We start from the raw sequence: 12,990 nt of genomic DNA, 5'->3' as shown, positions 1-12,990 counted from the left end.
GTGGAATCTGCGCAAGCAGCTCCTAATTCAGGAGCAATTTGGGTTCCACTGCTTTGCGTGGAAGCAGCAGGTCCGCCCGCAAACCGCCGCCTGCCCGGTTGCTGAGCTGCACGCCGCCGCCGTGCTGACGGGCAATATCGCTGGCCGTGGCCAAGCCCAGCCCTACCCCACCGCTGTTGCGGTTGCGTGAGGCCTCCACACGGTAAAACGGCTGCAGCACCTTGGCAAGTTCCGTCTCGGGAATGCCGGGGCCACGGTCCAACACGCTTACGCGCACGCCCTCGGCGTCGCCGGTCAGCCGCACCAGCGCACCACCGCCATAGCGCACCGCGTTGTCCAGCAGGTTGGTGATGCAGCGGCGCAGCGCCGAGGCTTGGGCCCGCACAGGTGCCAGCGTTGTGGCGTGTGCCATGTCCACCGCCACATCGTGGCCGCAGTCCTGCTGGTCTTCAACCAGGCTACCCACCAACGAGGCCAGGTCCAGCGCCACCCAGGGCTCGGCATCCGCCGCGCCGCGCAGGTAGTCCAGCGTGGCGCGGATCATGGTGTCCATCTCGGCAATGTCTTTGCCAAAGCGCCGGCGGTCCTCTGCATCCGGCAAAGACTCAACGCGCAGCGCCAAGCGCGTGAGCGGTGTGCGCAGGTCGTGCGAAACCGCGGCTACAAACTGGTCGCGCTGTTCCAGTTGCGCGCGAATATGCTGCTGCATCTGGTTAAACACGCGTGTGGCCTCTCGGCACTCCAGCGTGCCGGCCTCGGGCAGCGGGGCGCGGTGGATATTGAGGCCCAGCTCGCGGGCGGCGCCCGCCAGGCGGCGCACGGGGTCGGACAGCCAGCGCGCACCGACCCAGGCCGCGAGCAGCAGCGCGCCCAGGCGCACGGCGATATCCAGCAGCAGGCCCAGCGTGGGTGGGCCTGGGGGACCATCGGGGCCACGGAAATGGGGTGGTGGCGGTAGCTCGGCAGCCTCCATCGCCACGGGTGGCCGGTCCATGCCAGGCCGGGGGTGCAACTCAAACATCAGCGTCAGCGCCAGCACATGGCTAGTGACCACAGCCACGCCCAGCAGCAGCGCCAAGCGGCCAAACAGGCTGTCGGGCAGCCAACGCTCGGCCCAGGCGGCCGCTTGCCGACCCAAGGCCCGCACAGGTTTCAGGCCCGCCACGCCACCCGCCCCTGCACGGACTGCACATTGAACATATAGCCCGCGCCGCGCACGGTCTTGATCATGGAGGGCTCGTTCGGGTCATCGGCCAGCTTTTGCCGCAGGCGCGAGACCAGCAGGTCGATGCTGCGCTCGAACGCGTCCATGGCGCGGCCACGGGCCTGCTCCATGAGCTGGTCGCGGCTGAAGAGGCGCCGCGGGGTTTGCAAAAAGGTATTGAGCAGGCGGAACTCGGCGTTGGACAGCGGCACCACCAGCCCGGTGGGCGAGACCAGGTTGCGCTCGTCGCGGTGCAGCTCCCAGCCGTCAAAGCAGACCACGTCACTGCGTGCCAGGATGGGTGTGGAGTCCTTCGCACCTTGGGCGCGGCGCAGCACGGTGTGGATGCGAGCGACCAGCTCACGCGGCTCGAAAGGCTTGCCCATGTAGTCGTCGGCGCCACTCTCCAGCCCCATGACGCGATCAATCGTGGTGGAGCGGGCCGTGAGCATGATGACCGGGATGTGCGAGCGTTCGCGGATCTCGCGTGACAGCGTGAGGCCGTCGGTGCCGGGCAGCATCACATCCAGCACCACCAGGTCCACGCGGTGCTGCGCCAGCTGCTGGCGCATGGTGTCGGCGTCACACGCGGTGTGCACGTCCAGGTTGAAACGGCTGAGGTATTCGCTCAGCAGCGCGGTGATGTCGGCGTCGTCATCGACGAGGAGGATGGAGGTTCGGGCGGTCATGGGCAGTCCTAGCGGCCGGACCAGTGTAGAAAAACGCCCTCTTTCTTAAACGATGAATTGGCGGGTAAGCCCGCGCCTGTTGTGCGCTTGTAGAGGGCGTTTGTATCGACTTTGGTACACAGAGGACAAACCTGCGTTACCTGCGGCCCGAAGAATGGGTTGGCCGCTCGGTCCCTCTTCGGGCTCGGGTGGCATCCCAACCACCATCGAGAAAGGAAGTGACCATGAGCACCATCAGCGGGGTGAGCGGTTCAAGCAATGCTTGGGCCGCACTGAACACCCAACGCAGCCAGCACCAGGCCAAGATGTTCGCCAAGGTGGACGCCGACAGCAGCGGCGGCGTCGACCAGGCCGAACTCAGCACCATGCTGGACGACATCAGCAAGAAGACCGGCACCAGCCTGGGCGACAGCAAAGAACTGTTTACCAAGATGGACAGCAATGCCGACGGTAGCCTCTCCAGCGACGAGCTGGACGCGGGCATGAAGGCCCTGATGCCACCGCCCCCCTCCACCATGGACTTCGCCCAGTCCCGTGGCACGGGTGGCAGCGACGGCAGCCAGGACGACCTGTTTGCCAAGGTGGACACCGACGGCGACGGCTCGGTCAGCAAGGACGAGCTGCAGGTGCTGGCCGACAAGATGAAGTCAGACACCGGCCAGGACGTGGTGCAGGATTTCAGCAAGCTGGACACCGACGGCGACGGCAAACTCACGCAAACCGAGTTTGAAGCCGGCCGACCCCAGCCTCCCGAGGGCGCGCAAAGCGCCCAGGGCAGCGAAGGCCCCAAAGGCCCACCGCCTGCAGGTGGACCCGGCGGACCGGGCGGTGCGCAGTCGGCTTCCAAGAGCGACACCACCTACGACCCGCTGGACACCAACCAGGACGGCACGGTGTCAGAGCTGGAACGCATGGTGGGCGAGCTGCAAAGCGCCAGCGCCAAGCTGGACAGCAGCAACGAAGCCAGCAGCACCGCAGCCAGCTTCGACATCGCCAGCCTGGCCAAGCAGATCTACGCTCAGGTGGCGCAGGGCTTTGGCAATACCAGCGGCAACCTGCTCAGCGCTTCGGCATAAAACCGGCCTCTAGCCCCCGAGGAGTCTGCGCGAGCAGCTCCTCTTTTTATAGCAAACCGGCAATCGCCTTGGGGTAGATCAGGTGCTCCTGCGTGAGCACGCGCGCCGCCAGCGTGTCGGCCGTATCGTCCAGCAGCACGGGCACCACGGCTTGCGCCAGGATGGGGCCATGGTCCAACTCGGCGGTGACTTGGTGCACGGTGACGCCAGCAAACTTGCAGCCCGCATCGATCGCACGCTGGTGCGTGTGCAGGCCCGGGAAGGCCGGCAACAGCGAGGGGTGGATATTGACCAGCCGCCCCGCATAACGCTCCACAAACCCCGGCGTCAGGATGCGCATGAAGCCCGCCAGCACCACCAGCACCGGCGCCTGCGGCGTGTCGTAGCGGTCAATCACCCCGGCCAGCGCGGCGTCAAAGTCCTCGCGGCTGGCAAATTCCTTGTGGTCCAGCACCTCGGTGTCTATGCCCTGCTCTTTGGCAAACACCAGGCCGCCTGCCGTGCCCTTGTTGCTGATCACGGCGGCCACCTGGGCGCCATGGCGCTGGGCCCAATCCTCGCGCTGGGCGGTGCGCACGATGGCAGCCATGTTGGAGCCGCCGCCAGAGATCAAAATGACGATGTTTTTCATAACTGGCTGAATTATGACCACCCCTGTGCTCCTGACCCCTGTTGAAGCCCGCGTGCTTGCCACCCTGATGGAGAAGGCGCGCACCGTGCCCGACAGCTACCCGCTCACCCTGAACAGCCTGCTCTTGGGCTGCAACCAGAAAACCAGCCGCGAGCCGCTGATGGAGCTGACCGAATCTGAAGTGAGCAGCGCGGTGGACACGCTGCGCGAAGCCGGCCTGGTGCACGAGACCACAGGCGGGCGCACCACCAAGTTCACCCACAACGCCCAGCGCGGCATTGGTGTGCCCGAGCAAAGCGCGGTGCTGCTGGGCCTGTTGATGCTGCGCGGCCCGCAGACCTCGGCCGAGCTGCGGCTGAACGCCGAGCGCTGGTACCGCTTTGCGGATACCTCGTCGGTGGAAGGTTTTCTGGAAGAAATGCAGGACCGCCGCGAGGAAAAAGGCGGCCCGCTGGTCATCAAGCTGGACCGCGCGCCCGGCGCCCGCGAGCAGCGCTGGGCCCACCTGCTGTGCGGCCCGGTGGACGCCAACGCCGCCGTGACCAGCCGCATGGCAGGAACCGGTTCATCGGCCAGCGCCGACCTGCAGGCCCGTGTGGCCCAGCTGGAGGCCGAGCTGACCGAGCTGCGCACCACGGTGCAAAAGCTGTGTGCCGAGCTGGGTATGTCACAACCCGGACAAGGGTAAGCGAACGACCGTGCTAAAAACCGCGCTGTAAACGGCCAAGTGCCGATCAACCGGAGACTTTCCCCATGGATTTGGCATTCACCCCCGAAGAGCAGCAGTTTCGCGAAGAGGTTCGCGCCTGGGTCCGCGCGAACCTGCCCACCGACATTGCCCACAAGGTGCACAACGCCCTGGAGTTGACCCGCGACGACATGCAGCGCTGGGCCAAGATCCTGGGCAAAAAAGGCTGGCTGGGTTTTGGCTGGCCCAAGCAGTTTGGCGGCCCGGGCTGGAACGCCGTGCAAAAGCACCTGTTTGAAGAAGAATGTGCGCTGGCCGGTGCGCCCCGCATCGTGCCCTTTGGCCCTGTCATGGTGGCGCCGGTGATCATGGCGTTTGGCAATGCGGAACAACACCAGCGCTTTCTGCCCGGCATTGCCAGCGGCGAGGTGTGGTGGAGCCAGGGCTACAGCGAGCCCGGTTCCGGCTCCGACCTGGCATCGGTCAAAACCCGGGCTGAGCGCCAGGGCAACCAATACATCGTCAACGGCCAGAAGACCTGGACCACGCTAGGCCAGTACGGCGACTGGATCTTTTGCCTGGTGCGCACCAGCAACGAAGGCAAGCCGCAAACCGGCATTAGCTTCTTGCTCATTGACATGAAGAGCCCCGGCGTCACCGTGCGCCCCATCATCATGCTGGATGGCGGCCACGAGGTGAACGAGGTGTTCTTCGACAACGTGGAGGTGCCCGCCGAGAACCTGATTGGCGAAGAGAACAAGGGCTGGACCTACGCCAAGCACCTGCTGAGCCACGAACGCACCAACATTGCCGACGTGAACCGCAGCAAGCGCGAGCTGGAGCGCCTGAAGCGCATCGCCAAGCGCGAAGGCGTGTGGGACGACACCCGCTTCCGCGACGAGATCGCGAAGCTGGAAGTGGATGTGATCGCGCTGGAGATGATGGTCATGCGCGTGCTGGCCGCCGAGAAATCCGGCAAGCAGTCGTTGGACGTGGCGGGCCTGCTGAAGATCCGCGGCAGCGAGATACAGCAGCGCTACTCCGAACTCATGATGCTGGCCGCCGGCCCCTTCGCCCTGCCCCTGATCCGCGAGGCCATGGAGGCTGGCTGGCAAGGCGACTTCCCTGGTGGCGAGGTGGGCAACGCGCCCCTTTCCTCCACCTACTTCAACCTGCGCAAGACCACCATCTACGGCGGCAGCAACGAAGTGCAACGCGGCATCGTCTCCCAGGTCGTGCTGGGCTAACTACAAGAGGACACAGACATGGACTTCGATTTTTCTGACGACCAGGTGCAACTGGGTGACGCTGTGCGCAAGTGGGTGGACAAGGGCTACACGTTTGAGCGCCGCCGCGCCATCGAGAAAGCTGGCGGCTTCGATCGCGCCGCCTTCAACGAGCTGGCCGAGCTGGGCCTGACCGGCCTGTATGTGCCCGAAGACGATGGCGGCCTCGGCATGGGCCCCATCGAGGGCATGGTGGTGATGGAAGAGCTGGGCCGCGGCATCGTGATGGAGCCCCTGGCCCAGTCGCTGATCGCTGGCGCAGTAATTGCCGGCTATGGCGACGCCGCCACCAAGGCCACCTGGCTGCCCGGCGTGGCTAGCGGCGAAAAACTGGTGGTACTGGCCTACCAGGAGCGCGCAGCGCGCTACCGGCTCGACGTGTGCGAGGCAAAAGCCACGCAAGCCCCCGGTGGCTATGTGCTGAATGCTACAAAAAGCGTAGTACCCGTTGGTGACCACGCCGACGCCTTCATCGTGCCCGCCAAGGTGAACAGCCAGCTGGCACTATTTTTGGTGGAACGCGAATCTGCCGGCGTGACCACGCGCGGCTACGGCACGCAAGACGGCGGCCGCGCCGCCGAGGTGGTGCTGAAAAACGCCCCCGCCACACTGCTGACCACTGATGGCCTGACCGCACTGGAACATGCTGTAGACATCGGCATTGCCACCGTCTGCGCCGAGGCCGTGGGCGTGATGGACAAGACCATGGCGATTACTGCCGAGTACATGAACACGCGCAAGCAGTTCGGCGTGACCATCGGCAGCTTCCAGGCCCTGCGCCACCGCGCGGCCGACATGAAGATGCAGCTGGAACTGGCCCGTTCCATGAGCTATTACGCCAGCCTGAAGCTCAACGCCCCAGCGCCCGAGCGCCGCGCCGCCCTGGCCCGCGCCAAGGTCCAGTTGGGCCAAAGCATGCGCTTCATCGGCCAGCAAGCGGTGCAGCTGCACGGCGGCATCGGCGTGACGGACGAGTACATCGTCAGCCACTACTTCAAGCGTCTGACGCAAATGGAAATGACGTTTGGCGACAGCCTGCACCACCTGGGTGAAGTGTCGGCGCGTATGCAGGATACGGCGGGGGCGTTTGCTTAACTCAGTTGTTTAGCACCTTACCCAGGTGCTGCATGGAGAAAGCCCACTGGCGATGCGCTGGTGGGCTTTTTTATTGCTTACACATACTCGCGATCACGACAGTTGAACAACTTTGGTACCAGCCAAAAAATCGCCCAAGCGACGCCTCTGCTTGCCAGCGATAAAGGCAGCATCAACAACACCCCGAGCACCATAGTGATGTTGCGCACACAAGATTGCCAATACGTGCATGGCAGCTCGGACTTGGCCTGAACTACGCTGGTGTGCGTGAACCGTTTTCCCAAGCTCTGGCCACCCGGAAGTCCATCACAAAGCAGGATGTACACAACCCAGCCTAGGAATATCCACCCATCGGCAAGTCCGATCGCATGCGCAATGAAATAGGAGATCACACCGCAGCCAATGGCGGCTAGGCCGTCAACAAACTGGGCTGTGAATCTTTGGCCGATGCGGGCAAGTGGTTTGTTCATAGTGATTCTCGAAGCGTTCATCCCTCCGCCACATGGCAAGCCACACACAGCTTGTTCCCCTCTGTATCCCGAAAGTAAGCACCATAGTAGTTCGCGTGGTACTCGGGCCGCAAGCCCGGCGCGCCTTCACTAGTGCCACCGTGCGCCAGCGCGGCTTGGTACACCGCATCCACCACCGCACGGCTGTCGGCCAGGAAGGCCGTCATCTGCCCATTGCCAGGTTGGTGCTCACCTTCAAAGGGCTTGCCAATCAAAAACAGCGGGCGGGCCTCGCCCGCCTTTTGCCAGCCTGCCCACGGACGGCTACGCTCACAAAAGCGGAGCTGCAGGCCTAGCGCCTGAAGCACAGGTGCGTAGAAGGCTAAAGCGCGCTCAAAGTTGGTGACGCCGACAAACAAGTGTGAGTACATGAGCTGAACCTTTCAGTTGCAGGAATCGCGCGAATGTGCAACTGAATGGTAACGGCGGGCCCCACTATGTTTACGCTAGCGTTGGTGCAGCCAACCTGGCCTGTTTTGCCTGAAGACTGTGTACCACGCTGGATTGTGGATTTGGAGCATATCCGCCCCCTTCGTCGGACAGCTTGAACACTGCTACGGTGCCCACCAAGTCCTGGGCTTGGCTCTTGAGACTCGATGCCGCCGCCGCCATTTCCTCCACCAGTGCCGCGTTCTGTTGGGTGGCCTGGTCCATCTGCGTCACTGCCTCTCCCACTTGGCCCACCCCAGCGCTTTGCTCTGAACTCGCAGCGCTGATTTCACCCATAAGATCAGTAACCCGGCGAATCGAGCCCACCACCTCGGTCATCGTGGCGCCCGCCTTGTCCACGAGCGCTGTGCCTTGTTCAACCCGTTCGACGCTCGCATGGATCAGGGTCTTGATTTCCTTGGCTGCTTCAGCACTACGTCCAGCCAGACTGCGCACCTCGGAAGCTACTACCGCAAAACCCCGGCCTTGCTCACCCGCACGGGCGGCTTCCACTGCCGCGTTCAACGCCAAAATATTGGTTTGAAAGGCAATGCCATCGATCACGCTGATGATGTCGGAGATCTTCCGGGAGGAATCGTTGATGCCTTTCATGGTCTCAACGACCTGGGCCACCACGTCGCCGCCTTTCACCGCCACGGTACTGGCACTTTGGGCCAACTGGTTGGCCTCGCGGGCATTGTCCGCGTTTTGCTTCACGGTGGCGCTGAGCTCCTCCATAGAGGCAGCCGTTTCCTCCAAAGCGCTCGCTTGGCTTTCGGTGCGGGCACTGAGATCGTGGTTACCTTGCGCGATTTCTGCAGAAGCCGTAGAAACGCTTTCAGCGCCTTCGCGTACCGCCGAAACGACCTTAGTCAGGTTTTCCTGCATATCTTTCATGGCAACCATTAGCTCACCAGTTTCATCGCGACCATTGATCTCGATGCGGGAGGACAAATCTCCTGCAGCGATCGTCTGCGTCAACTGCACAACGTCCTTGATGGGGATCACTATAGAACGTGCGATCAAAATGGCCGCCCCGACACCCAATAACATGGCCAAGGCACTGAGAGTAAGAACGAGAGTTTTTGCATCCTCATAGGTCTGCTCTGCGGCGGTAGCGGCATCATCACTGGTCTTGGTCTCAAAATCCGCAAGTTCCCCCAATGCGGACAACCAAGCAGTTTGTGCAGGCAAGGCCTCTTTCATGAGAACCGCGACTGCCTCCTCGTTCTTGTCCGCTAACCCCAACTCCACCACTTTGCTCAAAGACGGGCGTGCTTGGTTCTTCAATTCCTTAATTCTGGAAAAGAGCTCTTTCTTTTTCGACATCGTGTCAGACTGGGTTTCGAGCATCTTCCCCAAACTTTCCTCGCTCGCATCGTAGTCCGTGCGGAACTTCTTCAAATCCTCGGCCACTGCCTTCGACTCTGCGTCATCTGTCAACAGCACAATGTCACGAGCGGCCGCGCCAACTCGGTTGACACTAATACGCATGCTCACAGCCAGCTTGATCTCTGGGATATTGACATGCGTGATTTGTTTCGTAGCCTCGTCAATTTGGGCCATACGGCTCAGCCCCAGGCCAGCTACACAAGCCAGCAGAATCAACACAGCGCCGAAGCAAATGCCGAGACGCGAACCAATTTTCAAGTTCTTAATAAATTTCATAGTTTCTCTATCCCGCTTCAACTGGCATGTACAAATTCCTAATGGGGCGCCAATCGAAGAACGAACACACCCGCCGCCCCCAACAGCTGCTGTGCTTGGCCGTTCAAACTGGAGGCAGCGGCAGCCATCTCCTCCACCAATGCGGCATTCTGTTGAGTGGACTGGTCCATTTGAACGATAGCCTGTTCAATGTGCAACACGCCCACGCGCTGCGCCTCACTGGCGCGACTAATCTCTCCAACGATTTCCGTCACCTTGCGGATAGATTCAATCACCTCCAGCATCGTTGCACCCGCACGGTCTACCAGCGAAGACCCACGATCCACGTTTTTGACACTAGTACCTATCAGTGACTTGATTTCACGCGCCGCTTGGGCACTTCTTCCCGCCAAGCTGCGCACTTCTGACGCGACAACAGCGAAACCGCGGCCGTGCTCTCCTGCGCGAGCTGCCTCAACGGCGGCATTCAGCGCCAAGATATTCGTTTGAAACGCTATGCCTTCAATCACACCAACGATCTCGGATATTTCTCCAGAGCTTTGGTTGATCTCCTTCATCGTCTTGACCACATCAGCCATTGCCGCTCCACCGTCTCCGGCCACCCGAGATGCGGCGTAGGCCAGTGCGTTGGCGGACTGGGCATTCTCCGCATTGAGACGAACCGTGGTACTGAGGTCGCTCATCGAAGAGGCAGTCTGTTGCAATGCACTTGCCTGGTTTTCCGTTCGACCCGAGAGATCAAAATTTCCCTGTGAAATCTCACTGGATGCAATCGATACGCTTTCTGCACCCTCACGCACTTTTTGCACGAGACTTGCAAGTCCCGTCTGCATTCTTTCAAGTGCACGCAAAAGTTGTGCCGACTCGTCTCGCCCATGTGGTGCAGGGATATCTCCATCCAAAACACCATTGGCAATACATTCAGCCGCTGACGTCGCCTCACAAATTGGATTCACGATAGACCGAGTTAGCCGCCAAGCAATGCCGACACCCAATAGCAAAGTTGCAACCCCAATGCACACGACGACTATTTGACCTTGGCGAGCATCCTCTTCTGCCTCAAGCAATGCGTTCTCATACACGTCATTTTGGTAGATCTTTAAACGTTGAATTTCCGCAACATAAGCTTTCGCCAGCGGCTCCAGCTGCTCCGCCACAGCAGTCCTTACATCCTCTCCCGCGAGATGCCTCTTGATCAATTCACTTCGCGGACTCCGGTAGGCCTCACGCGCCTTGGCGATTGCGGCCATGAGTTCTCGCGCCTCCACCCCATCCGTGAGTGCCTCCAGTTTTTTCTTGGCAGCATCAATTTGCTGCGATGTGGCTTCCATCTCCTTCTGCCACACCATCACCTGATTGGTATCCGGGTCCAGCAGGGCAGCTCTGGTACGGGTCCAGTTCAAGTCAATGCCATCGTGCCATTGCGCCGCCAGATCGTATTTATCCTTGTCAACCGTTGCCAAGCGGCGTGTCACAGTGCTCAACTCCTGAAGGCGCCAAGCTCCAACACCAATGGACGACAGCAGCAGAAGAAACACCAGTCCAAATCCAATGCCCAAACGAGTACCAATGCGAAAGCTATACATATTCACAACCAATAATTCTCACGAACGGACAAAAACTCACCACGACGAGCGAACCAACGCAAAAGGCAGACTCAGTGAAATGCATACATCCCAACAAATGTTGCAAAAGACAAAAAAATCAAAAGTACGGGGTACACCGTCCATACAAAATCCAACGCACCATTGATTTTGTATTCTGCAAATAAATGCTTGAAATTGTTTTCACGCCCGGACTTAAGAACGCTCTCCAAGCCTTCACGCAAGTCTCTCCCTTGCGAATTCAGCATGTGCTGCGCAAATGCTTTGTCACCCAACTTGGAATGGTGGATGAAGTCGTGTTGCATTTGCTTGTAGAGGTCAAACCCTCCGCGCACAGACAGCACTGAAAAGTTCTGTTTCCCAACATAGTTCACCGACGCGAATTGCCCCAATATTTTTTCAATGTCAATCCAGAGGGCGCCCAACAACTCTTCTACTTCATGGGCCAGTTTCTGGTGAACGTTGAGCAAATGGATTTTTTCCAAAACATGTAGCTGAGAAAGAGCGGCTTCCAACCCAATGAAAAGCCTATTTGAAACACCATATTTTTTTATTTGCATTTCCAAACCCTGGTATCTCTTGCGTATATGAAAAAGTGCAAACAAAATGACCACGAACAACAACACAGCGATCAGTAATGAGAAAGAGACCACAGTCTCAGAGCGCATAAATTCAGCCACAAAAATTCCTGTCAGATGGTGTCTGGATCATTTCAAATGGAGTGGATATCCATTTTTGAAATTCGATGGGAGATATCCCATATTTGCGCTTGAAGGCACGGCTAAAGCCCGACAAATCATTGAAGCCACGGCTTAACGCCAACTGCTTCATATTTAAATCCGTGCGCTTGCTGGCGATGGCGAGTCGACAGTCTTCCAGACGGCGATCTCGTATGAACCCTTGTATGGTCAGATTTACCCGGGAAAACAGGAGGTACAGACTACGCAGCGACATGTGTAGCGCGATAGCAATCTTGGTTGGCGTCAACTCGGGGTCGTACAGATGCTGATCAATGAACCGCATGGCAGCTGTCATACGCTTGGCATCGGGGTTGACGAGCTGTTCCCCTTTTTTCTTTTGCACCGCCTTCACCATCAGGCTCCGTGCAGCCAGCAAAGCCAATGTCAAGTCTGGCTCCGAGAAGGACTGCCATTCACTCAATAGCCCTTGCATAAACCCGCTGAGGATGGCGCCAAAGGAATCCTGCGGTCTAAAGTGCATGCCGGTGGCAGACGGAAGATCCAGTATTTCAGACTTCAAATACTTGTCGCAAAACACGAGATTCAGAAGATGAAACGGCTCCTGAATATGGAAGTGCATTGGGATACTGCTGTGCCACAGTGAGATATCCCCCGCCTGTAAGGTGATGCGCCCATATGGCCCCTCCACAGCACCGACTCCAGATACCGTGAGGCCCATGGATATATAAGTTCCATCGCGGTTGGGTGGGTCAAGTCGTCCAATGCAATGCCCCAGCCGAGTCTCGGTCAACTGCATGCCCCCGACCGTACATCGGTTCAATGCAAAAATGGCCTGTTCGCCATTGGGTCTGTAGATGTACCACCCTCTGTCGGCCAAACCGAGCTCTACGGCGACATTCGACTCGTCGATGTCGTCTTTCAAAGCTGCAGGAACAGATAGCGTATTCATTATTGATTGACTTCTACGCAGCGCCATCCCACCAAAATTTCAATGAGTGGCCACCGCTTCCAACGGATCGACTTTTAGTAACACGATCGAACTAAGTGAGCTTATGTTTCGGACCATATAGCGTCAAGGATGTACACGAAATTCGACTTGTCAATGCGTGCAACGCTGGTGGGTGGTTGGGCGACGTGGCAGCGATACTCAACTGAAAATGCGACAGGAAAACTGAGTTTCTCAGTAGGCTGCTACTAAACCCGATGCGCTTCTGCTTGAACAGTTTGACTCTTGGCGAAATACGCAATGCAGTGCCCCTCTGACAGCGCGGGACTGTGGAAGTACCCTTGAAAAATGTCACATCCCAGGTCCGCAAGCATCATGCGTTGCTCCAGAGTTTCAACATACTCCGCAATCACTTCCACTTTCTGCGAGCGCCCCAACGCAACAATGGTGCGGATGATGTCGGC

The 12,990-nt window shown here is 59.3% G+C and carries 14 protein-coding genes; 4 read left to right on the top strand and 10 right to left on the bottom strand.

All coding sequences use genetic code 11. The features are described from left to right. Positions 1-22 precede the first annotated feature (22 nt). Both J2X15_RS20255 and J2X15_RS20250 read right to left on the bottom strand, forming a co-directional pair. Complete coding sequence (locus J2X15_RS20255) at positions 23-1,165, bottom strand: ATP-binding protein (protein ID WP_310346563.1); 1,143 nt, start codon at positions 1,163-1,165, stop codon at positions 23-25. Then, positions 1,153-1,893 (bottom strand): response regulator transcription factor, encoded by a 741-nt coding sequence (locus J2X15_RS20250; RefSeq protein ID WP_310346560.1) that lies wholly within the window; start codon positions 1,891-1,893, stop codon positions 1,153-1,155. Before J2X15_RS20250 ends, J2X15_RS20255 begins: the two co-directional genes overlap by 13 nt. Before the next feature lie 224 nt (positions 1,894-2,117). On the opposite strand from J2X15_RS20250, the gene xopAW reads away from it, so the two are divergent. Further along, positions 2,118-2,969 (top strand): XopAW family type III secretion system calcium-binding effector, encoded by an 852-nt coding sequence (xopAW, locus tag J2X15_RS20245; protein WP_310346558.1) that lies wholly within the window; start codon positions 2,118-2,120, stop codon positions 2,967-2,969. 46 nt (positions 2,970-3,015) lie between these two features. Here the strand turns inward: xopAW and purN are convergent, their stop codons facing one another. Continuing rightward, positions 3,016-3,600: a phosphoribosylglycinamide formyltransferase gene (purN, locus tag J2X15_RS20240; protein ID WP_310346556.1), complete on the bottom strand. Its 585-nt coding sequence runs from the start codon at positions 3,598-3,600 to the stop codon at positions 3,016-3,018. Between the two features lie 13 nt (positions 3,601-3,613). Between purN and J2X15_RS20235 the strand changes: the two genes are divergently transcribed. The 3 genes from J2X15_RS20235 (at position 3,614) to J2X15_RS20225 (ending at position 6,669) form a co-directional block, all read left to right on the top strand. Further along, positions 3,614-4,288 (top strand): YceH family protein, encoded by a 675-nt coding sequence (locus J2X15_RS20235; RefSeq protein WP_310346553.1) that lies wholly within the window; start codon positions 3,614-3,616, stop codon positions 4,286-4,288. Positions 4,289-4,353: 65 nt separating this feature from the next. Then, entirely contained in the window at positions 4,354-5,535 is a 1,182-nt protein-coding gene (locus J2X15_RS20230) for an acyl-CoA dehydrogenase family protein (protein ID WP_310346550.1), read from the top strand. A gap of 18 nt (positions 5,536-5,553) precedes the next feature. Next, on the top strand, positions 5,554-6,669 hold the full coding sequence (locus J2X15_RS20225; protein WP_310346547.1) for an acyl-CoA dehydrogenase family protein: 1,116 nt from the start codon (positions 5,554-5,556) through the stop codon (positions 6,667-6,669). A gap of 77 nt (positions 6,670-6,746) precedes the next feature. Here J2X15_RS20225 and J2X15_RS20220 read toward each other — a convergent pair whose 3' ends face one another. The 7 genes from J2X15_RS20220 to J2X15_RS20190 all read right to left on the bottom strand — a co-directional run. Continuing rightward, the gene (locus J2X15_RS20220; protein ID WP_310346544.1) at positions 6,747-7,139 is read right to left on the bottom strand and encodes an RDD family protein; all 393 of its coding nucleotides are present in this window, start codon (positions 7,137-7,139) and stop codon (positions 6,747-6,749) included. A 17-nt stretch (positions 7,140-7,156) separates the two neighbouring features. Next, positions 7,157-7,549, bottom strand: coding sequence for a VOC family protein (locus tag J2X15_RS20215; RefSeq protein ID WP_310346541.1), 393 nt, complete (start codon positions 7,547-7,549; stop codon positions 7,157-7,159). A 70-nt stretch (positions 7,550-7,619) separates the two neighbouring features. Next, positions 7,620-9,275, bottom strand: coding sequence for a methyl-accepting chemotaxis protein (locus J2X15_RS20210; protein WP_310346538.1), 1,656 nt, complete (start codon positions 9,273-9,275; stop codon positions 7,620-7,622). A gap of 38 nt (positions 9,276-9,313) precedes the next feature. Then, complete coding sequence (locus J2X15_RS20205) at positions 9,314-10,861, bottom strand: methyl-accepting chemotaxis protein (RefSeq protein ID WP_310346720.1); 1,548 nt, start codon at positions 10,859-10,861, stop codon at positions 9,314-9,316. A 71-nt stretch (positions 10,862-10,932) separates the two neighbouring features. Beyond that, positions 10,933-11,559, bottom strand: coding sequence for a hypothetical protein (locus J2X15_RS20200; RefSeq protein ID WP_310346536.1), 627 nt, complete (start codon positions 11,557-11,559; stop codon positions 10,933-10,935). Beyond that, on the bottom strand, positions 11,552-12,529 hold the full coding sequence (locus J2X15_RS20195; RefSeq protein WP_310346533.1) for a helix-turn-helix domain-containing protein: 978 nt from the start codon (positions 12,527-12,529) through the stop codon (positions 11,552-11,554). Before J2X15_RS20195 ends, J2X15_RS20200 begins: the two co-directional genes overlap by 8 nt. A gap of 245 nt (positions 12,530-12,774) precedes the next feature. Beyond that, positions 12,775-12,990: EAL domain-containing protein (locus J2X15_RS20190; RefSeq protein ID WP_310346528.1), on the bottom strand; the 216-nt coding region annotated here is incomplete at its 5' end.

Source organism: Rhodoferax saidenbachensis (assembly GCF_031457975.1).
Lineage (GTDB): Bacteria > Pseudomonadota > Gammaproteobacteria > Burkholderiales > Burkholderiaceae_C > Allorhodoferax > Allorhodoferax saidenbachensis_A.
The sequence above is the reverse complement of the archived record's forward strand: the minus strand, read 5'-3'. Positions and strand labels throughout refer to the sequence as shown.